We start from the raw sequence: 18,894 nt of genomic DNA on the forward strand, positions 1-18,894 counted from the left end.
CCGCCCGCAGACAATTCCCCGCCCACGGGGCCCGGCGCGCGACCTAGGGTGGTGCGGGTGACGACTGGGGACGAGCGGCAGCAGGCAGTGATCACCCGGGCGGCCGAGGTCCTGCGCGCCGACGAGCGGGTGCTGGGGGTGTACCTGATCGGCAGCTACGGGACGGGCGCCGCCGACCGGTTCAGCGACGTCGACGTACACCTCGTGGTGACCGACGACAGCACCGAGTGGTTCGAGGAGCACTGGGCCGACGTACTACGGGAACTCGCCGGGTCGACCGTGCTGGCGGATCGGCTGCCGGGGCTGATCGGCGGGCTCGGCATCACGCCGGACTGGCTGCACGTGGATCTGATCGTGCACCCGCTGGCGTCGTTCGACCGATTCCAGTACGACGGGGTGCGGGTGCTGTTCGACCGGGAGGGCATGCTGTTCCCGGAGGGCGACATCGCACCTCGAGGCGGCCGCCCCGGCGAACCGTACTGGCCGGACCGCGCCGTCAATCTGTTCTTCTACTTCCTCGGCAACCTGGTCACTGTTCTAGGACGGGACGAGCGGATCGTCGCGAACCAGGGCGTTGGCGCCGTCCGCGACCAGCTCATCGCGCTGATGCTCGCCGAGCGCGGCGTACACCGGACCAGCGGAGCCAAGCGCTTGAACGCGCTCCTGTCCGACGAACAACGCATCGCCCTGGAATCCATCCCCGCCGCCGGCACCGACCCGGCCGACATCATCGCGGCCAACCAGTACATCTGCCGTCAGTTCATCGCGCGCGGCACGGCGCTGGCCAAGCTCACCGGCAACGTCTGGCCCACCGCCTTCGTCGACGCGACCCTCGAGCACCTCCAGAACCACTTCGGCTGCAGCTTCGACTGACCACCGTCTCCGTGGGCACGAAATTTTCGTGCCCACGGCAACAACTGCCTACTCCAGGTGGTAATTTGCGAAGCGGGTGCGGAGGTCCTTCTTCGAGAACTTGCCGACCGAGGTCTTCGGCACCTCGTCGATGAACTCGACCGCGTCCGGCAGCCACCACTTCGCGACCAGCGGCTGGAGGTATTCGAGGATCTCCTCGCTGGTCGCGCTCGTGCCCTCCTGGAGGACGACGCAGGCGAGCGGCCGCTCGTCCCACTTCGGATGCGGCACGCCGATCACCGCGGCCTCCTTCACCGCGGGATGCGCCATCAGCAGGTTCTCCAGCTCCACCGAGCTGATCCACTCGCCGCCGGACTTCACCAGATCCTTGGTCCGGTCGACGATCCGCACCGACCCGAACCGGTCGATCGCGGCGACGTCTCCCGTCTTCATCCACCCGTCCTCGGTGTTCAGCTGCGCACCGTCGTCGGGCCGGTAATACTCAGCTGCGATCCACGGGCCGCGAACCTGCAGCTCGCCGGTCACCTCGTCGTCCCAGGGCAGCGGGGTGATCGAACCGGGCTCGACGATCCGCACCTCGACACCGGGCAGCGGCAGGCCGGCCCGCGCCCGCAGGTGTGCCTGCTCCTCCTCGGGGAGGTCCGTGTTCCGCGAAGGGACGTGGGCCGCGGTCGCGACCGGGCTCGTCTCCGTCATGCCCCACGCCTGGAGGATGGGCCGGCCGAGCTTGGCGCGGAAGGCCTCGGACAGCGCCTCCGGGACCGCGGATCCGCCGCACGGGATGCGTCGCAGCTTCGGCAACTCCACGCCGTCGAGCAGCGGCAGCAGCCCCTGCCAGATCGTCGGCACGCCGGCGGACAGCGTCACCTCCTGCTCCTGGAGCAGCTTCAGGATCCCCTGCGGGCTCATGTCCGGCCCGGGGAACACGAGCGACGCCCCGGCCATCGGCGCCGCGTGCGCCAGACCCCACGCGTTCGCGTGGAACATCGGCACGACGGGCATCACGGTGTCGGTCTCATCGAGTCCGATCCCGGCGTTGGTCAGGACACCGATCGAGTGCAGCCAGGTCGAGCGGTGGGAGTACACGACGCCCTTCGGGTGACCCGTCGTACCGCTCGTGTAGCACATCGCCGCGGCCTGGTTCTCGTCCTCGACGTGGAACTCCACCGGCTGAGCGGCGGCAAGCAACTCCTCGTAGTCGTGGAACCTCGGGTCGTCCGGGATCTCCGCCGCGGGGGCGCCGGCCGGGAGGTCGTCCATCACGACGATGTGGCGGAGCTGCGGCAGGCGCTCGAGCAGCGGGAGGAACAGGCCGAGCAGCGACCGGTCGACGAACACCACCTCGTCCTCGGCGTGGTTCGCGATGTAGACGACCTGGTCCGGGAAGAGTCTGATGTTCAGCGTGTGCAGCACGCGGCCGGTGCAGGGCGCAGCGAAGTACAACTCGAGGTGCCGGCCCGAGTTCCACGCGAAGGTCGCGACACGGCCGTCCGGGCTGATCCCGAGTGTGTCGAGGACCCCGCCCAGGCGTCTTGTGCGGTCGGCCCACTCGCCGTACGTCAGCTTGGTCGGCGCCGGGCCGCCGGTGTAGACGGTCTTGTCCGGGTAGAACTGCTCGGCCCGACGGAAGATCGTGTCGAGCGACAGCTGGTAACTCTGCATCAGACCCTTCATGAAGACACTGTGCCAGCCGCGGTGTCACCTTGACCATGACCTCAACCGGACTTTCTCCGGCACTCTTCCGGAACCCTGCCGGAATCGTCGCCTCCGGCAACAGCCACGAAACACTCACCACAAACAGATGACACGACATACATGTCGTGTAATATATCTGCCATGAAGGTTGTCGAGGAGCTTCGCTATCTGGTGCTGGCGATCCAGCGCGAGGGCAATCGCCTGCTCGCCGCGGAGCTGCGGCCGCTCGGCATCACGCCTTCACAGGCAGAGGTTCTGCGCGTGCTGCGCGACCACGGCCCGATGACGCTCAACGCCCTCGGCGAGCTGCTCGTCTGCGAGACCGGCAACAGCCCGAGCCGGCTGGTCGACCGGCTCGTCGCGCAGGGCCTGGTGAAACGCGGCATCGACAAGGTCGACCGGCGTTACCTCACGCTGAGCCTGACTCCGCAGGGCCGCGCACTGCACCGCCGCATCATCACCGCGGAGAACCGGCTGCATCGCACCATGGACGACCGTCTCGCCGGCCAGTCGCTCGACGAGACGATCAGCACCCTTCGCTCGCTCGCCGACGCCTTCCCGACCGGGGCCGCCCTGGCCCGCCGCCGGGGTCCCGAACTCGCCCATCAGGAGAACTAGTCATGGAACAGGCCACCGAGACCATCCACGCCGGCCAGGCAGCGATCCGGCAGGTGCTGCTCGACGCCCTAGGCCTGCCGGAGTGGAACGAGGCGTTCCTCGCCATCGACGGCCCCCGCGAGACCAACCCGGGGACCCGTTACGCGCTCCGCGTCCGTCCAGGCTTCTCCGGCGAGCTGCAATACACAGTGGTCGAGGCGGACCGCGTCGAGATCGTCTGGCAGGTCCCCGGCTTCCGCGAGGTCGGCACGTGGACGATCGGCGCGGACAGCCGGGTCACTCACACGTTCGAGCAGTCCGGACCGCTGGCGACCGTCCTCCGCCCGGCGTACCGGAACATTGCCACCATCCGCCTGGCCCGTCTCGCCAACCGCATCCGCCAGGTCCAACTGGCCCACACGGCCTGAGCCGGGCGCGCACTACGCTCCGGTCATGCTGACGGAGGTGCGCGACACCAGGCTGTACGTCGACCGGCGCGGCCGCTCGGACGCGCCGCCGCTGCTGTTCGTCCACGGCGGCCCCGGCGCGGGCTCGTACGACTTCATGGCGTTCCAGGGCGACCGTCTCGCGCGCGACTTCCACCTGATCGGCGTCGACCAGCGCGGCGTACAGCGCTCGGACCCGCTCAACGGACCGGTGAGCGAGCAAGACCTGATCGCCGATTTCGAGGCGCTGCGGGAGCACCTCGGCCTCCGGCAGTGGTCGGTCCTCAGCCACTCGTACGGCGGTCGCCTGGCACTCAGGTACGCCGCCGCCCACCCGGCCTCGGTGACTCGCATCGTCTTCGAGAACCCCGCCTGGGACATCCCACTCGCCACCGAAAACCTCGTCCGCGCCGCGCTGCCGCTACTGCCCGGAGCCGAGCTCCCGCCGCACACCGGTCTGGCGACCAAGCAGATGTGGGACGAGCGCATCGCAGTGATCGCGCAGCTCGGCGACCGCCGGATGGAGATCTATCTCGGACCAGGGTCCCGAGACTTACAGCTACCGGCCGACACTGAGCTGCCGGATGAGTACCACCAGCGCTCGGGTCACTTCTCCGGTGAGATCACCAACTCCCCCAGCTTCGGCGAGCCCGTCTTGCAGCACTTCGCTCAGCTGACGCAGCCCGCCCTGCTGATCAAAGGCGAGTACGACCCGGCCACCAGCCCGCGGGAGATCGAGCTGTTCCGCTCCCACGTACCGGACGGCACCTACTACTACGCGACAGGCGCCGGCCACTTCGTGCACGCCGAGCAGCCGGAGTCCTTCGCCCAGCTGGTGACCGATTTCTTCAGCTGAAGGCGAGCGGTACGGCGCGCTTGTGAGCGGTACGGCGGTGCGTGGCGATGATCTTGGCGGCAGCCGACTCGTCGACGTCGCGGCCCTCGAGGAAGTCGTCGATCTCGTCGTACGTCACGCCCAGCACCGACTCGTCCGGCACACCCGGGTTGTTCGTCTCCAGGTCGGCGGTCGGCACCTTGCCGGTGATCTCGGGTGACGCGCCGAGCCACTCACCCACCGCGCGGACGCGGCGCTTGGTGAGACCCGACAGCGGCGTCAGGTCGCAGGCGCCGTCGCCGTACTTGGTGAAGAAGCCCATCACCGCCTCCGCCGCGTGATCCGTGCCGACCACCAGCCCGCCGCGGGCGCCGGCCACGAGATACTGCGCGACCATCCGCTGGCGGGCCTTGATGTTGCCGACGTGGAAGTCCTCACGGTCACCGAGCCCGGAGTGCCGCACCGACTCGACCATCGCGTCGGTGGCCGGCTGCACGTCCACCATGAGGGTCTCGTCGGGCTTGATGAACTCGAGCGAGCGCTGGGCGTCCACCTCGTCCGCCTGCACGCCGTACGGCAGGCGCATCGCGACGAACGTCGCCTGACCGCCCTCCGACCGCACCCGCTCCACCGCGAGCTGGCACAGCCGGCCCGCCGTGGCGGAGTCGACACCGCCGCTGATCCCGAGCACGTACGCCGAGGCGCCGGTCCGCCGGAGCCGGTCGGCCAGGAACTCGACCCGCTGCTCGGCCTCGTTGGCCACGTCGAACGCCGCGGGCACGTCGAGCTCCGCGATGATCAGTTCCTGCAGGTAGCGGCTCTCGGGGTTCATCGGTCTCCTTGGTCTCGGGACGACGTCTCGGAGGACCAAGCCTAGACATGTCTCGGAGGACCAAGCCCAGACATAAGGATTCCCCGCGCACCCGGAAGAGCTCACTTACCCTTGCTGCCTTCCGGCCCTGGGGGGATTGGGCGAGATACCGCCACGCGGGGAACCAGCCATGAGTGTACGGGATCGGAAGAGCATGCCCGAAATCCGCCCGAACTCGCGCATCTGCGGGACGGCGCATTCCACCTCCAGCCGGCGGGTCAAGAGCGCTCAGCTGCGAACGCTGTGAGCGAACAGGGGTGGCCGTCGGTGCCGGCGAGGGGTGAGACTGGTTTGGTGACGGATCATCGTTTTGGGGCGTTCGGGATCACGACCGGGCTCGACAGCAGTGCGGAGTCCATCGCGGCGGCGCGGGCGGCCGAGGAGCTCGGCTATCCAGTGATCTGGCTGTCCGGCGGGCCGCTGCCCGAGCTGCAGACCATCACCGACCTGGTGGACGCGACGACGGCGATCAAGTTCGTCAGCGGGATCCTGGCGGTCGTGAAGTACAGCCCGGCCGACGTGAGTACGACGTACGCCGCGCTGGAGGCGTCCGCGCCGGGACGGTTCACCGTCGGTCTGGGAGGAGCACACGGCGCCAAGCCGATCGCCACGCTCAACGCGTACCTGGACGAGCTGGATGTACCAGTGGAGCATCGGGTGCTCGCAGCGCTCGGTCCGAAGATGCTGAAGCTGGCCGCGGAGCGGTCCGCCGGCGCGTACCCGTTCCTGACCCGTGCGGCGTACTCCGCCGAAGCGCGGAAGGTGCTCGGCCCTGACAAGCTCCTGGCCGTCAGCCACCTCGTCGTACTGGAGAGCGACGCGGAGCGGGCCAGGGCGATCGCGCGGGACACCATCAGCTTCTTCACGACGATCCCTGGCTACGCCAGCTCGCTGAAGCGACAAGGGTTCAGCGAGAGCGATCTGTCCACCCTCCCCGACCACATGATCGATGCCCTTGCGGCTTGGGGCAGTTCGGCGGACATCAAGGCCAAGCTCACCGAGCACCTTGATGCCGGTGCCGACCACGTCGCCGTCAACGTGATTACTGGGGTGACGGGTCCGCAGCCGATCGAGCAGTGGCGTGCGTTAGCTCCCGCCCTGCTCGGGTAGCTGCTTCTCGTACAGGCGGGCGCTCGACTCGAGCTTGTCGTACCGGTACGGGCGCACCTCACCAGTCGCCTCGAACCCTTGCCGCTGCCAGAAGCCGGTGGCGACCTGGGCGTTCGTGTCGACGACAGCCAGCCGCATGGTCCGGACCTCGGGCCAGGTGGTCTCGACGTACCGCTGGACGAGCCGGTACGTCGTCCCGCCGTACCCGTGGCCCTGGCGGGTCGCGTGGACCTCGAGGAGCCCGATGAACGCCGTGTGCTCGTTCGGGAATCCCCTGAGCAGGTCGACAACGGCAACGAGCTGACCGTCGTCGAATGCCCCCAGCACGACCTTCGACTCCTCGGGCAGGTCCGCTGGACGCATCATCAACAGGCTCTGGGCGTCTGACTCACCCGGCGGGTAGCCGGTTATCCGCTCCGTGTACCCCGGATCGGACTCGATCAGCTCCTGCACCGCGTCGACATCTGCCGGGGCGATCGGGCGCAGTTCCATGCAGCCGACCCTAGATGAGGAGCCCTACCGCCAGCGGCAGGATTAGCACCGCTGCAAGCACCGGGCCGACCCGCGCGGCTGGTCGGCGTACCGCTGCCGCAAGTGGTTGACCACGCTGCGCCGAGCGATGGTGAACAGCCACGCCGCGAACCGCTCCGGCTCCTTGAGCCGCGGCAGCCCCCGCACCAGCCCAGCAACCGCCTCCCGCTCCCCCACCTGAGCCCGCACCACCACACCCACCCAACCCGGCTCCGCGCGTCACCTCCCTCACCCCCACCCGCCCATCAGGTTCACGCCCCCGATTTCGGATTCCCGCGCCGCCTCGGTATCCTCTCGGCTTGGAGGATTCGCCTAGAGGCCTAGGGCGCACGCTTGGAAAGCGTGTTGGGGGCAACCCCTCACGAGTTCGAATCTCGTATCCTCCGCCACTCAGCAGGGCGGCTCTCAGACATGAGGGCCGCCCTGGTGCTTTGTCAGGGGAGATGGTGGAGGGCCTGGCGTAGGAAGTTGTTGCGGCGGGTGGTGGCTGTGGGGCTGTGGAGGGTGGTGGGGGTGTTCAAGGCTGCCACGGCGTCCCAGTAGGCGACGTGTTGAGCTGGGGTGTCGGCGGTTTGTTGCCAGCCGGTGAGGACGTGGGCGGGGGCGTCAGGGCCGAAGCTGATGGCTGCTTGTTTGCGGAGTTCGGAGAGGTCTACTCCGGGGGCGCCTACGCCGGCGGTCTTCCAGTCGATGAAGGCTTTGAGGTGATGGTCGGACCAGACCAGGTTTCCGGGCCATACGTCGCCATGTAGGTAGACCGAGTGCTCGCTGGGCAGACCGTGGGCCGTCACCAGATCGTCGGCCTCGGACAGGAGCGGCGTGGTGGGCAGGTGACCGGTGCGGCGGTCGCGGGCGAAGTCGTCCACGGCGATGGGGCGTGGGCGGAAGGGGAGGTGGGCCTGCGGACGCATCGGGACGGAGTGCAGGTGGGCCAGCGCGGCTCCAGCGGCGCGGAGCCTCTCGGGGGTCCCGACTGCCCATGCCGATGTGCCGGGCACAAGGGTCTCGACAGTGGCAGGTACGCCGGCATCCGAGCCGGACAGATCCACGTCGATCAGTCGTGGGGCAGGCAGGTCGTGTTGTTCGGCGACTTGGAGTGCCGCGGCGCCCGTCGCGATCATCGGCGCATTTATGCGTGGAGTCGGTGCCCGTAAGACGTAGCGCGCGTCGGCGGTGGTCAGGCGCCACGGGCCCTGGTCGCCATGGAGCGGACTGATCTCGAGCACTGGGCCGACCGCCGCCGCGGCCCAGGTCAGCAGGTTGCTTTCCCTCATGGCCGAGCGTACGCCGGGTCAGTGGTCGCCTGGGGTGATCAGGCCGGTTTCGTAGGCGAGGACTACGGCTTGGGAGCGGTCTCTGAGGGTTAGTTTGGCGAAGATTCGGGCGGCGTGGGTTTTGACGGTGGCTTCGCTGAGGGTGAGGGCGGTGGCTATTTCGGCGTTGGAGAGGCCTTGGCCCATGAGGGTGAGAACTTCCAGTTCGCGGGGGGTGAGGGACGACAGGTCGCGGTGCAGGGTGGGTGCGGGGGTGGCGAAGCGTTCTACCAGGCGGCGGGTGATGGAGGGGGCCAGGAGGGCGTCGCCGGTGGTGACCAGGCGGACGGCGGCGGCCAGGTGTTCGGGGGTCACGTCCTTGAGCAGGAAGCCGCTGGCGCCGGCGGACAGGGCGGCATAGACGTACTGGTCCAGGTCGAACGTCGTGAGGATCAGGATCCGGCACCTGGTCGGGGTGGCGAGGATGCGGCGGGTGGCCTCCAGGCCGTCCATGGTCGGCATGCGGATGTCCATCAGGACGACGTCCGGGTGCAGGCGCCGTACGGCGTCCACGGCCTCGACGCCGTCCGCGGCCTCGCCGACGACCTCGATGCCGCGCGCGGACAGGATCATCCGGAAGCCGGTGCGGACCAGGGCCTGATCGTCCGCGATCACGACCCGCGTGGTCACGGGCGCTCCAGTGGGAGCTTGGCGCGGACGCGGAAGCCGCCGCCGAGGCGTCGGCGGGCGTCGAGTTGCCCGCCGTACACGGCGACGCGTTGCTTCAGCCCCAGCAGCCCCCGCCCCTCACCGTCGGACGCGACCGGGCGGCCTCCGGTGAGGACGCTCGGCCCGGTGTTCAGGATCTCGACCCGGAGCGCGTGCGGCGCGTAGCGAACGGTCACCTCGGCGGTGTTCCCGTCGCCGTGCTTGAGCGCGTTGGTGAGCGCCTCCTGGATGATGCGGTACGCCGTGACGTCGACGCCGGCCGGTAGCGGAACCGGGTCGCCGGAGATCCGCACCTCGACCGGAAGACCGGCGAACGCGATCCGATCGATCAGCTCGCTCAGGCGCGTCAAACTCGGCTGCGGCGACAGTGCGTCGTCCTCGGCCCCGTCCGCCTTCGGTGCGAGTACACCGAGAAGATGCCGCAGCTCCGCCATGGTGTCGCGGCCCGCGGCCTCTACCGCGAGGAGAGCCGCCTCCGCCTCGTCGGGTGAGGTGGCCAGCACCTGCCGGGCCGCACCGGTCTGGATGACCATGACGCTGACGTTGTGGCTGACGATGTCGTGCAGGTCGTGCGCTATCCGCGCCCGCTCGGCGTCGACCGCCTTCCGCGCCGCGGTCTCCCGTTCCCGCTCCAGCAACCAGCTGCGCTCCTCCAACGCACGCGCATGGGCACGCCGAGTGCGCACAGAGGCGAACGCGAGCAGACCGGCCACCACAGCCAGCAGCGCTACCAGTAACCACATCACGAGATCCACTGTCCCAAAGAATGCGTGGCAGGTCGTACATCTCCAGGATGACAAGGCGCGCACTTTAGCCCGGCAGGCTGACGTCAGCGACCGCTCCGCGGCTCTAGCGTGAGGAGCATGACGGAGGACAACGGACAGGCGGTCGTACAGCTCACCGCCGTACGCAAGGAGTACGGCGAATCCGCCGCGCTCGACGGAGTGTCACTGGAGATCCACGCGGGCGAGGCGGTCGCGGTGATGGGACCGTCGGGCAGCGGTAAGTCGACGCTGCTCAGCATGGTCGCCGGGCTCGACCGGCCGACGTCGGGATCGGTCATCGTGCACGGCGACGACCTGGGCACGCTGGACGAGAAAGGGCTGGCGCTGTTCCGGCGCCGGCGGATCGGGATGATCTTCCAGTTCTTCAACCTGCTGGACGACCTGTCGGCTCTCGACAACGTCGCGCTGGCCGCACAGCTCACCGGTACGTCGGCAGCACACGCACGGAAGCGCGCGCTCGAGCTGTTCGAGGAGCTGGGCATCGCTGGACGCCGCAACACCTACCCGGCGCAACTGAGTGGCGGTGAGCGGCAACGGGTAGCAGTCGCCCGCGCACTGATGAACCGCCCCGCCATCCTCCTCGCCGACGAGCCGACGGGCGCGCTCGACACCAGGGCCGGCGAGCAGGTCATGGATCTGCTCCTGGACCTCAACCAGATCGGTCAGACGCTCCTGCTGGTGACACACGACCAGCAGCTCGCAACACGCTGCGCCAGCCGGGTCATCGACTTCCTCGACGGACAGATCGCCGGGGAGCGCAGCCTGGAGCGTACGCCGTGAGCGCCGTCTGGCCGGTGGCGCGGGCAGCGGTACGACGGCGTCGCGTGCAGACTGTGGTGATCGGCGTCGTCGTACTGCTCTCCACAACGATGATCGTGGTCGCACTGGGCCTCCTGGCCGCGTCGAGCGGACCGTTCGACCACGCGTACGCGAAGCAGAGCGGTTCCCAGCTGACGGCGTCGTACGACCGCAGCAAGGTGACCGACGCGCAACTGACAGCAGCGGCGCGGAGTGCGGCGGCTGTCGCCGGACCGTTCGCGCAGGCGACGCTTGAGCTCGACCGCACGCAGCTGACGGACTCACTGGTGACGGTGGGCCGTGCCGATCCCGGCGGTGCCGTGGACCGGCTGAATGTGTGGAAGGGGCGCTGGGCAACCAAGCCGGGTGAGATCGTGCTCAACCGGAACCCGGTCGACAAAGAGGGACGCGGCGGCCCGCAACTGAACGACACCATGACAGCGGGCGGTCAGACGCTGACCATCGTCGGGTTTGCGTACAGCGTGAGCCAGTCGGCCGATGCCTGGGTGACACCGGAACAGATGAACGCACTGCACCCGACGGCGACGCAGATGCTTTATCGCTTCGCTCACGCTGCGACCAACGCCGACGTCACGGCGGGCCAGCAGGGCGTGACGGCCGGTCTGCCGTCCGATGCCCTCATAGGCACACAGTCGTACTTGGCGTTGCGAGCGATGGCAGCGGGCGAGCCCAACACGTTCGTACCGTTCCTGATGGTGTTCGGATGGCTGGGACTCGCCGTCGCCGTACTGATCGTGGCCAACGTCGTGAGCGGCGCTGTGGTCGCAGGGTTCAAGCACATCGGCGTTCTGAAGTCACTGGGCTTCACGCCGACGCAGGTCATGACGGTGTACCTGGGGATGATCTCCATCCCGGCCGTCGTCGGCTGTGCCGCCGGTGTGGTGCTCGGCAACGTCCTCGCGACGTCCTTGCTGACAAGGGCTTTCGAGAACTACGGCGCCGGCGGGATGGGCGTGCCGATCTGGGTCGACATCGCGACGCTCCTCGGCGTACCTGCACTGGTTGCACTGTCTGCCCTGTTGCCGGCGCTCCGAGCGCGCAGTCTGTCAGCGGCTCAGGCGATCAGTGCGGGGAGCGCACCGCGGGCCGGACGAGGGCTACGGGTACAGCGGTCGCTGAGTGGGACACGGCTGCCGCGGGCGGTCAGTCTGGGGCTGGGCATGCCGTTCGCTCGTCCTGGACGTACGGCGCTGACCCTGGCGGCAGTGGTGCTCGGAGTGACCAGCGTGACGCTGGCTGTCGGGCTGGGGAAGTCACTGACGACCTACCAGACCGCAGCGAGTCGAGCGGATGCTGTTGACCTGACGATGTTCGCCGGCCAAAGCGGCGGCGAGGGCGAGGCGCCGCCGGGTGCGCCCCCTGGTGCCAAGCTGACCGACGCCGAAGACGAGGCCGTACTGCGGGCAACGCCTGGTGTGACGTCCGTGGCTGCCAGCACGGACGTGGGAATGCGGCTGCCTGGGACACGGACGGACGTCCGGGTCTCGTTCTACCGCGGCGACTTCGATCAACTCGGGTACCGGATCCTGGCCGGACGCTGGTTCGACGGTCCGGGCCAGGTGGTCGTGTCGGAGCGGTTCCTGCGGCAGCGCGGCCTGGCTATCGGCGACACGATCACACTGCAGTCCAGAGGCAAGAGCGTACGGGCGCAGATCGTCGGCAAGGCGATGTACAACTCCGGCGACGAGGCGCTGTCCAACTGGGCAACGCTCGCGCTCATCGCGCCAGAGCTCCGGGCCAACCTGTACGAGGTCAACGTGAAGCCGGGGACCGACCTCGACGCCGTCGTCAAGGCGGTGCAGGCCAAGGACTCCGGTTTGGAGGAGACGCCCGGTCAGGACCCCGGCACGTTCGTGGCCGTCGTACTGGCGACCGTAGTACTGCTCACGCTGATGCTGGGAACCGTTGCGGCGCTCGGTGTGTTCAACACCGTCGTACTCAACACCCGCGAACGCCGCCGCGACCTGGGCATGCTCAAGTCGATCGGCATGACGCCTGCGCAGGTGACCGCGATGGTCGTGACGTCGATGACCGCGGTAGGAGCGATCGGCGGCCTGCTCGGCATCCCCCTGGGGATCGTTGCGCACCGCCTGGTCGTCCCGGCGATGGCCAACGGCGCCCAAATCGAGCTACCGGACTTCATGCTCGAGGTATACCCTGCGGGCCTGCTCGCCCTGCTGGTCCTCGCCGGCATCGTGATCGCCGCGGCCGGCGCGTACTTCCCGGCCCGCACGGCCGCCCGCGCCACGATCGCCGAGGTCCTCCACAACGAGTGAGCTTGGACAGGAGGTCGCACGGTGACACCGGAGCGGGTGTTGCAGTTGCTGGACGCGCTGAAGCCGCTGGACGTCTGGGTGGACGGCGGCTGGGGTGTGGATGCGCTGGTGGGCCGGCAGACGCGGCCCCACGGGGATCTGGACCTAGGTGTGGCCAGACCGCAGTTGGATGAGGTGGTGCAGGTCCTGGAAGGACTGGGGTACGCCGTGACAGATGCCCGGTTCGTGCAGGTCACCGTGCAGCTGACACATGCGGCCGAGGGGCATCGCGTGGACCTGCACCCGAGTACACCGGTCGACGGCGGGACCGAGCAGTTCGACTTCGACGGCAACACCCACCTCATACCGCCTGCCGTCGAAGGGCGGATCGGCGGACGGCCCGTGCGCTGTATGCCGCTCGGTGCGCAGCTCCAATCGCACCAGGGCTACCAGCTGAGACCGGTGGACCTGCACGATATGCAGTTGCTCGAAGAGCTCGGGTCGGGCTGACTTAGGACATGGACGAGGTCGTCGCGGGCAATCGGGTGGTGTGGGAGCGGGCTTCACAGAAGCACGTTCACGAGTACGACGAGTTGCTGGCGGAGGCTCGCGGGGACGAGCAACTGTTCGCGCGGGAGCGGGAGCTGCTGGCGCCGGTCCTGGCGCAACGGCCGGTGGTGGTGCATTTCCAGAGTGGGCACGGGCTGGACGACGTGGCGTTGGTGAAGGCCGGCGCCGACCGTGTCGTCAGTGTCGACTACAGCTCCGTGGCGGCCGGCGCTGCGCAGCGCCGGGCCGACGACCTGGGCGTGAGCTGCCGGTACGTCGTGGCCGAGGTCCCCGGCGTACCGCTGAAGGATGCGTCAGCCGATCTCGTGTACACGGGCAAGGGCGCGCTGATCTGGATGCGGGACATCGACGCCTGGGCGCGGGACGCGGCCCGGGTGGTACGACCGGGTGGACACCTCTTCGTGTACGAGGCGCACCCGGCCGTACCGCTGTGGACCTGGGATCAGGACGAGCCGCGGATCCGACCTGACCGGAGCTACTTCGCCAAGTCGCACATCAACGACACGTTCCCGGGCAACGGCGCCCAGGAGTGGCAGTGGACGCTCGGCCAGATCGTCACCGCGATCACGACAGCCGGTCTACGGCTCCAGGTCCTCGAGGAGTACGCCGAGCCGTTCTGGCGCCCGCAGGACGACACGAGCGCCGCGGCGTGGTCCGGCCGACTCCCCAACTCCTATGCGCTGCTGGCGCAACGGCCGCTATAGATAAGGCAGCAGCTCCGCCTCCTCGCGGTCCAGGTGCGCGTTGAGCTGGGCGATCAGCTCATCGACCTGGGCCAGGACATCCGGGGCACCGACCAGACGCTTCAGCTCCTCGAGCAGTACGGCGATCTGGTCGTGCTCCGTCTGGAGCATGGCGATCACGTCCGCCAGCTCCGGGTGCTGCTCCAGCAGCGATGGGAACAACATGGCCGACTCGCCGGTGTGGTGGAAGTGCAGGCCCTGGCAGACCGTCAGGCAGTTGATGCGGAGCTGTGCGCCCAGCGTGCCCGACGTGGCGACCTCGTGCCGGATCAGGGCCAGCTCGCGCCGGAACGCCGCATGGATGGTCTTCAACGCCTCGGCGAACGAGCCTCCGCCGTGTGGCGGGGGCCCTGGCTTCTGAACCAGCGCGACCACCGGGATCGTCCGGGTGGTGCGCTGCTGGTACTCGCCCCACCCCGCGTCGGCCTCGACGAGTCGTGCGAAGACCTCGTCGCGCTCCGCGTCCCGCAGGACGACCGCGGTCGCCGGATAGTCGAACAGGCCCAGGTCGATGTGGACCTCGGGGTCGGCGAGCAGGTTGTGGTACCAGCCCGGGTGTTTCGGGCCGCCGCCGGCCGAGCCGACGACCAGGACCCGGTCGCCGTCCGGGTAGTACCCCAGGATCGCGGTGCGCGGTGCGCCGGTCCGCGCACCAGTGGTTGTCAGCAGCAACAACCGGGAGTTCTCGAAAGGACCGCCGACCTTACCGTCGTTGGCCTTGAACTCCGCAATGAGTTGTGCGGTGAAATCGTTCAGGATTCGCTTCTCTCTGTGGTGTCATGACAAAGGAATTCGCAGACAGCAGAGAAGCGGGGCGGGGCCCGCGCGGCGCTCAGAACGCAGCCGGGGACCCAACTCGGTAATGGCTCGAAGCCGACCCGGCAGTCACGTCGGCGATACTACCGTACGTGTCCTTGCCCGATCGGCTCGTCCAGGCCGGGGTCGAACTCCTCGAGGAGGACGGCCTCTCCGACCTCACGCTGCGCGCGATCGCGCGCCGGACGGGCGTCTCGCACGGGGCACCGCGCCGCTACTTCCCGACCCACAACTCGCTGCTCGCCGCCATCGCCGCGACCGGCCTGCAGGATCTCGCCGCCCGCCTGGAGCCCGACGGCGACGGACCGCCCGAGGAGCAGCTGGTCGCGGCCGCGACGAAGTACCTGGAATTCGCCGCCGAGCGGCCCGGGATGTTCGACCTGATCTTCCGCCACGACCTGCTGGCCGGTGCCGGCGGCAATCTGCGCGCGACCTCGCTGCCGCTGTTCCGGACGTTCGTCGACCTGGTCGCCCGGCTGCACCCGGCCGACGCCGAGCTCCGCGCCATCGCGCTGTGGACGAACCTGCACGGCCTGGCCACGCTGCGCGCGACGAACGCGCTGGAGCTCCTCGGCACGACCGAGCTCGGGCCGATGGTCCGGTACGTCGTCCACAGCCACCTGCACTGATTCGCTCACGGACCGTCGCCGAATGTATGCGAAAGGAAATCGTCGCGCGGATCGGCGAAAAAACCTCACGATTGTTGTAACGAGGGCCACACTGCGCCGATAAACGGGTGAGTGACCCAGCGGGGGGACCGAGTGGGAAACTCCGGTGTTTCTTCGGGACCACCGCATGTGGAGGGGGCCTCGCAGGTGCTCACCCGGGGCGGGGTGAGCACCTGTTCGAGGATTCAGCCCTTGATGCCCACGTTCGCCATTCCTTCGACGAACCGCTTCTGGGCGAAGACGAACAGCACGATCATCGGCAGCGTCGCGAGCGCCGTCCCGGCCATCAGGTAGGGCCACTGGATCTCCGCCGGGTTCTGGGAGAAGATCGCCAGCCCGAGCTGCAGCGGCCGCAGGTCGTCCGACGTGGTGATCATCAACGGCCAGAGGAACCCGTTCCAGGCGGCCTCGATCTGGAACACCGCGATCGTGATCAGGGCCGGCTTGATCAGTGGCGTCATGATCCGCCAGAAGATGCCGAACTCACCCAGCCCGTCCACCCGGGCGGCCTGCGCCAGCTGGTCCGGCAGCGAGACGTAGAACTGCCGCGCCAGGAACGTGAACAACGGCGCCGCGCCGAGCGGGATGATCAGGCCCCACCACGAGTTCAGCCAGCCGATCCCGCCCTGGCCGAGGATGTTGTTGCCGCCGAACAGCGGGATCGACTTCACGATCAGGAACAGCGGCACCAGGATGATCTGGAACGGCACCAGCAGCAGCACGATGAAGTAGTTCAGCAACGTCTTGCCGCCGCGGATCGGCAGTTTCGCCAGCGCGTACCCGGCCGTCGTACAGACCGCCAGAGTGAACGCCGTCTCGCCGACCGCGATGAACAGGCTGTTGCGGAAGTACCGCAGGAACGGCGCGGTCTGCATCGCCTCGACGAAGTTCCGCCAGCGCAGCTCCCCCGGTAGCCAGCCGAACTTCGCGATCTCCAGGTTGCTCTTGAACGCGGTCAGCAGCATCCACACGAACGGCGTGATCATCAGCAGCGCGCCGACCAGCAGGACGACGTACAGCAGGATCCGGCCGGGCCGGAACGCCGACGGCTTCGCCGAACCCACCGCCGGCAACGAAACGCTAGTCATTGGCATCCGCCTTCTGGAGCAGGCGCCCGACGCCGATGAAGAGCGCGATCACGAGCATCATGATCACGGTCTCGGCGGACGCGTAGCCGAGTTTCAGGTCCTGGAACGCGTTCTGGTAGATGTCCATCACCAGCACCCGGGTCTCCGATCCGGGGCCGCCCTGCGTCATCACGTACACCAGGTCGAACACCTGGAAGGTCCCGACGATCGACGTGATCAGGACGAAGAACTGGACCGGGCCGATGGCCGGCCAGGTGACGTTGACGAACCGCTGCCAGCGGCCCGCGCCGTCCAGCTCGGCCGACTCGACCAGGTCGCGGGACACCCCCTGGAGCGCGGCCAGGTAGATGATGATCTTGGTCCCGAGGCCCTGCCAGATGCCGACCACCATCAGCGACGGCAACGCTGTGGCCGGGTCCGCCAGCCACCGGTTCGGCGCGAAGCCGAACAGACTGAGGAAGCCGTTCGCCAGGCCCGAGCCCGGGTTGTAGATCCACAGCCAGATCGTGGCCACCGCGACGGTCGCGGTCACGGTCGGGATGTAGAACGCCGTCCGGAAGAAGCCGAGGCCGCGGATCTTCTGGTTCAGCCCGATCGCGACCGCCAGCGAGATCGCCATCGAGATCGGGATCACCACGATCGCGTACAGCACCGTGTGCCACAGCGAGGCCAGGAAGTCGACGTCGCGGAACAGGTCGGCGTAGTTGCCGAAACCGACCCAGGCCCAGGTGTCGCCGAAGCTGTAGTCGGTGAGGCTGAGCACCAGCACTGCGATCACCGGGATCACGATGAAGACGCCGGAGTGCAGTAGCGCGGGCGCGAGCAGGGCCCAGCCCGCGCGGGCCTGGCTGCGGAGCAGCGTGCGACCGTCCTTGGACGGGCTCACCTTGCGTGGAGTGGCAAGTGTGGGACGTTCAAGAGTTGTACTCATCGGGACTGTCCTGCCAGGTTGTGCAGCACCTTGGCGGGGTCCTTCTGTCCGAGGACCGCCTGGGTGAGCTGGATGTCGAAGTTGCCGCGCATCTCGAGCCAGTTGGACGGCACTTCGTTCTCGTTGACCGCGTAGACCAGGCCGTCCGCGACGAACTGGCTGAGCGGGTTGGACTTCGCCTGCGGCGAGTTGCTCGCGTCCTTGTAGGCCGGGACCTTCTTGTTCAGCTTGGCCAGCGCGTCCAGCGTGGCCGGCTTGGTCAGCGACTGGATGAACGACCAGGCCGCGTCCTTGTGCCGGCTGCGGGACCCGATCGAGGCCAGGTCGCCGCCGACGTACTCGATCTCCTTGCCGCTGTTGAAGCGGAAGAACTTCAGGTCGTCACAGTTCTTCTGGCCGATGCCCTCGGCGGAACAGTCCACGCCGCCGTTGACGATGCCCATCGCGGCCTCACCAGTCAGCACCAGGGGTTGCTGCGCCGCGTTGGTCTGGCCGTACGGCTGCACGTTGTTGATCATCGACTTGATCCACAGCAGCGTGTCGAGACCCTTCTGGTTGTCGAAGTTCGGCTCGCCGCCGACGTACAGCGGCGTACCGGTCGAGGCCAGGAACGTCGTGAACGACTGCCGGAAACCGGTCGCGGACGCGAGGTCGAACCCGCTGCGGGTGATGTTGCCGTCCTTGTCCCGCTTGGTCAGCTTCTCGGCGGCGACCTTGATCTCGTCCAGCGACGCCGGCGGCTTGTCCGGGTCCAGGCCCGCCTCGCGGAACGCGCTCTTGCGCAGCGCGACGGCGCGGGCGTCGGCGATCAGCGGATAGGCGTACAGCTTCTTGTCGTAGGTCACCGCCGGGATCAGCGCCGGGGTGCTCTTCTCCCTGATGTAGTCAGGCGTCACGCCGTACTTGCCGAGGTCCTCGAAGATGTTCTTCGAGGCGAACGGCTGCACCCAACCGACGCCGGTCACCATCACGTCGTACGGGATGCCGGCCGCGATCGCGGTCGACATCTTCTCGTTGAGGTTCTTGTACGTCGCGAAGTCCGGCTCGACCTTCATCTTCGGATAGGCCTTGTGGAAGTCGTCGACGACCTTCTGGAACTCCGCCTTGCCCTTCGCACTGGGCGGGAAGGACGGGAGCAGCACCCGCAGCGTCCCGGTCGCCTCGGCCGGGGGCACGCCGTCCGTGCTCTTGTCGATCACCCCGCTGCCACAACTGCTGACCACGACGCTGAGCGCAGCGGCCAGCAGGGTCAGTCCCACTCCACGTCTCACAGGGGAAC

At 68.2% G+C, this 18,894-nt stretch carries 21 protein-coding genes, 1 tRNA gene and 1 other RNA gene; 11 read left to right on the forward strand and 12 right to left on the reverse strand.

The window, feature by feature from the left end; translation table 11 throughout:
* Positions 1-57 precede the first annotated feature (57 nt).
* On the forward strand, positions 58-873 hold the full coding sequence (locus tag AB0I12_RS38150; RefSeq protein ID WP_359939861.1) for a nucleotidyltransferase domain-containing protein: 816 nt from the start codon (positions 58-60) through the stop codon (positions 871-873).
* 48 nt (positions 874-921) lie between these two features.
* On the opposite strand, the gene AB0I12_RS38155 is transcribed toward AB0I12_RS38150, so the two are convergent.
* On the reverse strand, positions 922-2,547 hold the full coding sequence (locus AB0I12_RS38155; RefSeq protein ID WP_359939864.1) for a long-chain fatty acid--CoA ligase: 1,626 nt from the start codon (positions 2,545-2,547) through the stop codon (positions 922-924).
* Positions 2,548-2,709: 162 nt separating this feature from the next.
* On the opposite strand from AB0I12_RS38155, the gene AB0I12_RS38160 reads away from it, so the two are divergent.
* Genes AB0I12_RS38160 through AB0I12_RS38170 form a run of 3 tightly spaced genes read left to right on the forward strand, consistent with a single transcriptional unit; the run spans position 2,710 to position 4,467 of the window.
* Entirely contained in the window at positions 2,710-3,186 is a 477-nt protein-coding gene (locus tag AB0I12_RS38160) for a MarR family transcriptional regulator (protein ID WP_359939867.1), read from the forward strand.
* A gap of 2 nt (positions 3,187-3,188) precedes the next feature.
* Complete coding sequence (locus tag AB0I12_RS38165) at positions 3,189-3,593, forward strand: SRPBCC family protein (protein WP_359939870.1); 405 nt, start codon at positions 3,189-3,191, stop codon at positions 3,591-3,593.
* A gap of 25 nt (positions 3,594-3,618) precedes the next feature.
* Positions 3,619-4,467 carry an alpha/beta hydrolase gene (locus AB0I12_RS38170; protein WP_359939873.1) on the forward strand — a complete coding sequence of 283 codons (849 nt, stop codon included), beginning with the start codon at positions 3,619-3,621 and terminating at the stop codon, positions 4,465-4,467.
* Here the strand turns inward: AB0I12_RS38170 and nadE are convergent.
* Positions 4,460-5,278, reverse strand: a complete 819-nt coding sequence (nadE, locus tag AB0I12_RS38175) for an ammonia-dependent NAD(+) synthetase (RefSeq protein ID WP_359939875.1) — start codon at positions 5,276-5,278, stop codon at positions 4,460-4,462. The two genes, AB0I12_RS38170 and nadE, sit on opposite strands and share 8 nt — an antisense overlap.
* Positions 5,279-5,349: 71 nt before the next feature.
* Positions 5,350-5,446, reverse strand: an RNA gene (gene ffs, locus AB0I12_RS38180) — signal recognition particle sRNA small type.
* A 165-nt stretch (positions 5,447-5,611) separates the two neighbouring features.
* Here ffs and AB0I12_RS38185 point away from each other — a divergent pair.
* The gene (locus AB0I12_RS38185) at positions 5,612-6,427 is read left to right on the forward strand and encodes a TIGR03620 family F420-dependent LLM class oxidoreductase (protein ID WP_359939878.1); all 816 of its coding nucleotides are present in this window, start codon (positions 5,612-5,614) and stop codon (positions 6,425-6,427) included.
* Here the strand turns inward: AB0I12_RS38185 and AB0I12_RS38190 are convergent.
* Positions 6,404-6,919, reverse strand: coding sequence for a GNAT family N-acetyltransferase (locus AB0I12_RS38190; protein ID WP_359939881.1), 516 nt, complete (start codon positions 6,917-6,919; stop codon positions 6,404-6,406). The two genes, AB0I12_RS38185 and AB0I12_RS38190, sit on opposite strands and share 24 nt — an antisense overlap.
* Positions 6,920-6,961: 42 nt before the next feature.
* Positions 6,962-7,147, reverse strand: coding sequence for a sigma factor (locus tag AB0I12_RS38195; RefSeq protein WP_359939884.1), 186 nt, complete (start codon positions 7,145-7,147; stop codon positions 6,962-6,964).
* Positions 7,148-7,259: 112 nt separating this feature from the next.
* On the opposite strand from AB0I12_RS38195, the gene AB0I12_RS38200 reads away from it, so the two are divergent.
* Positions 7,260-7,347, forward strand: a tRNA-Ser gene (locus AB0I12_RS38200).
* A gap of 45 nt (positions 7,348-7,392) precedes the next feature.
* Here the strand turns inward: AB0I12_RS38200 and AB0I12_RS38205 are convergent.
* The 3 genes from AB0I12_RS38205 to AB0I12_RS38215 are packed head-to-tail and all read right to left on the reverse strand — an operon-like array spanning position 7,393 to position 9,683.
* Positions 7,393-8,232 (reverse strand): aminoglycoside phosphotransferase family protein, encoded by an 840-nt coding sequence (locus AB0I12_RS38205; RefSeq protein WP_359939887.1) that lies wholly within the window; start codon positions 8,230-8,232, stop codon positions 7,393-7,395.
* 18 nt (positions 8,233-8,250) lie between these two features.
* Positions 8,251-8,901, reverse strand: a complete 651-nt coding sequence (locus AB0I12_RS38210; RefSeq protein ID WP_355692881.1) for a response regulator transcription factor — start codon at positions 8,899-8,901, stop codon at positions 8,251-8,253.
* Positions 8,898-9,683 (reverse strand): histidine kinase, encoded by a 786-nt coding sequence (locus AB0I12_RS38215; protein WP_359939890.1) that lies wholly within the window; start codon positions 9,681-9,683, stop codon positions 8,898-8,900. The genes AB0I12_RS38210 and AB0I12_RS38215 overlap by 4 nt, the downstream gene beginning before the upstream one ends.
* Before the next feature lie 120 nt (positions 9,684-9,803).
* On the opposite strand from AB0I12_RS38215, the gene AB0I12_RS38220 reads away from it, so the two are divergent.
* The 4 genes from AB0I12_RS38220 to AB0I12_RS38235 are packed head-to-tail and all read left to right on the forward strand — an operon-like array spanning position 9,804 to position 14,073.
* Entirely contained in the window at positions 9,804-10,505 is a 702-nt protein-coding gene (locus tag AB0I12_RS38220) for an ABC transporter ATP-binding protein (protein ID WP_359939893.1), read from the forward strand.
* Positions 10,502-12,820 carry an FtsX-like permease family protein gene (locus AB0I12_RS38225; RefSeq protein WP_359939896.1) on the forward strand — a complete coding sequence of 773 codons (2,319 nt, stop codon included), beginning with the start codon at positions 10,502-10,504 and terminating at the stop codon, positions 12,818-12,820. Before AB0I12_RS38220 ends, AB0I12_RS38225 begins: the two co-directional genes overlap by 4 nt.
* A 21-nt stretch (positions 12,821-12,841) precedes the next feature.
* Positions 12,842-13,309: a lincomycin resistance protein LmrB gene (locus AB0I12_RS38230; protein ID WP_359939898.1), complete on the forward strand. Its 468-nt coding sequence runs from the start codon at positions 12,842-12,844 to the stop codon at positions 13,307-13,309.
* An 8-nt stretch (positions 13,310-13,317) separates the two neighbouring features.
* On the forward strand, positions 13,318-14,073 hold the full coding sequence (locus AB0I12_RS38235; protein ID WP_359939901.1) for a class I SAM-dependent methyltransferase: 756 nt from the start codon (positions 13,318-13,320) through the stop codon (positions 14,071-14,073).
* Here the strand turns inward: AB0I12_RS38235 and AB0I12_RS38240 are convergent.
* On the reverse strand, positions 14,068-14,871 hold the full coding sequence (locus AB0I12_RS38240) for a nitroreductase/quinone reductase family protein (protein WP_359940324.1): 804 nt from the start codon (positions 14,869-14,871) through the stop codon (positions 14,068-14,070). The two genes, AB0I12_RS38235 and AB0I12_RS38240, sit on opposite strands and share 6 nt — an antisense overlap.
* A 149-nt stretch (positions 14,872-15,020) precedes the next feature.
* Here AB0I12_RS38240 and AB0I12_RS38245 point away from each other — a divergent pair, with 149 nt between their 5' ends.
* Positions 15,021-15,557 carry a TetR/AcrR family transcriptional regulator gene (locus tag AB0I12_RS38245; protein WP_359939903.1) on the forward strand — a complete coding sequence of 179 codons (537 nt, stop codon included), beginning with the start codon at positions 15,021-15,023 and terminating at the stop codon, positions 15,555-15,557.
* A 224-nt stretch (positions 15,558-15,781) separates the two neighbouring features.
* Here AB0I12_RS38245 and AB0I12_RS38250 read toward each other — a convergent pair whose 3' ends face one another.
* The 3 genes from AB0I12_RS38250 to AB0I12_RS38260 are packed head-to-tail and all read right to left on the reverse strand — an operon-like array spanning position 15,782 to position 18,886.
* Positions 15,782-16,684, reverse strand: a complete 903-nt coding sequence (locus AB0I12_RS38250) for a carbohydrate ABC transporter permease (protein WP_359939906.1) — start codon at positions 16,682-16,684, stop codon at positions 15,782-15,784.
* Positions 16,677-17,615 carry a sugar ABC transporter permease gene (locus tag AB0I12_RS38255; protein ID WP_359939909.1) on the reverse strand — a complete coding sequence of 313 codons (939 nt, stop codon included), beginning with the start codon at positions 17,613-17,615 and terminating at the stop codon, positions 16,677-16,679. Before AB0I12_RS38255 ends, AB0I12_RS38250 begins: the two co-directional genes overlap by 8 nt.
* Complete coding sequence (locus AB0I12_RS38260) at positions 17,612-18,886, reverse strand: extracellular solute-binding protein (protein WP_359939911.1); 1,275 nt, start codon at positions 18,884-18,886, stop codon at positions 17,612-17,614. The genes AB0I12_RS38255 and AB0I12_RS38260 overlap by 4 nt, the downstream gene beginning before the upstream one ends.
* Positions 18,887-18,894 lie beyond the last annotated feature (8 nt).

The sequence above is a fragment of the Kribbella sp. NPDC050459 genome (assembly GCF_040655315.1).
Lineage (GTDB): Bacteria > Actinomycetota > Actinomycetes > Propionibacteriales > Kribbellaceae > Kribbella.

Coding starts and splice junctions, on each gene's coding strand:
- AB0I12_RS38155 (WP_359939864.1), bottom strand. CDS start 2,547: ATGAAGGGTCTGATGCAGAGTTACCAGCTGTCGCTCGACACGATCTTC.
- AB0I12_RS38160 (WP_359939867.1), top strand. CDS start 2,710: ATGAAGGTTGTCGAGGAGCTTCGCTATCTGGTGCTGGCGATCCAGCGC.
- AB0I12_RS38165 (WP_359939870.1), top strand. CDS start 3,189: ATGGAACAGGCCACCGAGACCATCCACGCCGGCCAGGCAGCGATCCGG.
- AB0I12_RS38170 (WP_359939873.1), top strand. CDS start 3,619: ATGCTGACGGAGGTGCGCGACACCAGGCTGTACGTCGACCGGCGCGGC.
- nadE (WP_359939875.1), bottom strand. CDS start 5,278: ATGAACCCCGAGAGCCGCTACCTGCAGGAACTGATCATCGCGGAGCTC.
- AB0I12_RS38190 (WP_359939881.1), bottom strand. CDS start 6,919: ATGGAACTGCGCCCGATCGCCCCGGCAGATGTCGACGCGGTGCAGGAG.
- AB0I12_RS38205 (WP_359939887.1), bottom strand. CDS start 8,232: ATGAGGGAAAGCAACCTGCTGACCTGGGCCGCGGCGGCGGTCGGCCCA.
- AB0I12_RS38215 (WP_359939890.1), bottom strand. CDS start 9,683: ATGTGGTTACTGGTAGCGCTGCTGGCTGTGGTGGCCGGTCTGCTCGCG.
- AB0I12_RS38220 (WP_359939893.1), top strand. CDS start 9,804: ATGACGGAGGACAACGGACAGGCGGTCGTACAGCTCACCGCCGTACGC.
- AB0I12_RS38235 (WP_359939901.1), top strand. CDS start 13,318: ATGGACGAGGTCGTCGCGGGCAATCGGGTGGTGTGGGAGCGGGCTTCA.
- AB0I12_RS38250 (WP_359939906.1), bottom strand. CDS start 16,684: ATGACTAGCGTTTCGTTGCCGGCGGTGGGTTCGGCGAAGCCGTCGGCG.
- AB0I12_RS38255 (WP_359939909.1), bottom strand. CDS start 17,615: ATGAGTACAACTCTTGAACGTCCCACACTTGCCACTCCACGCAAGGTG.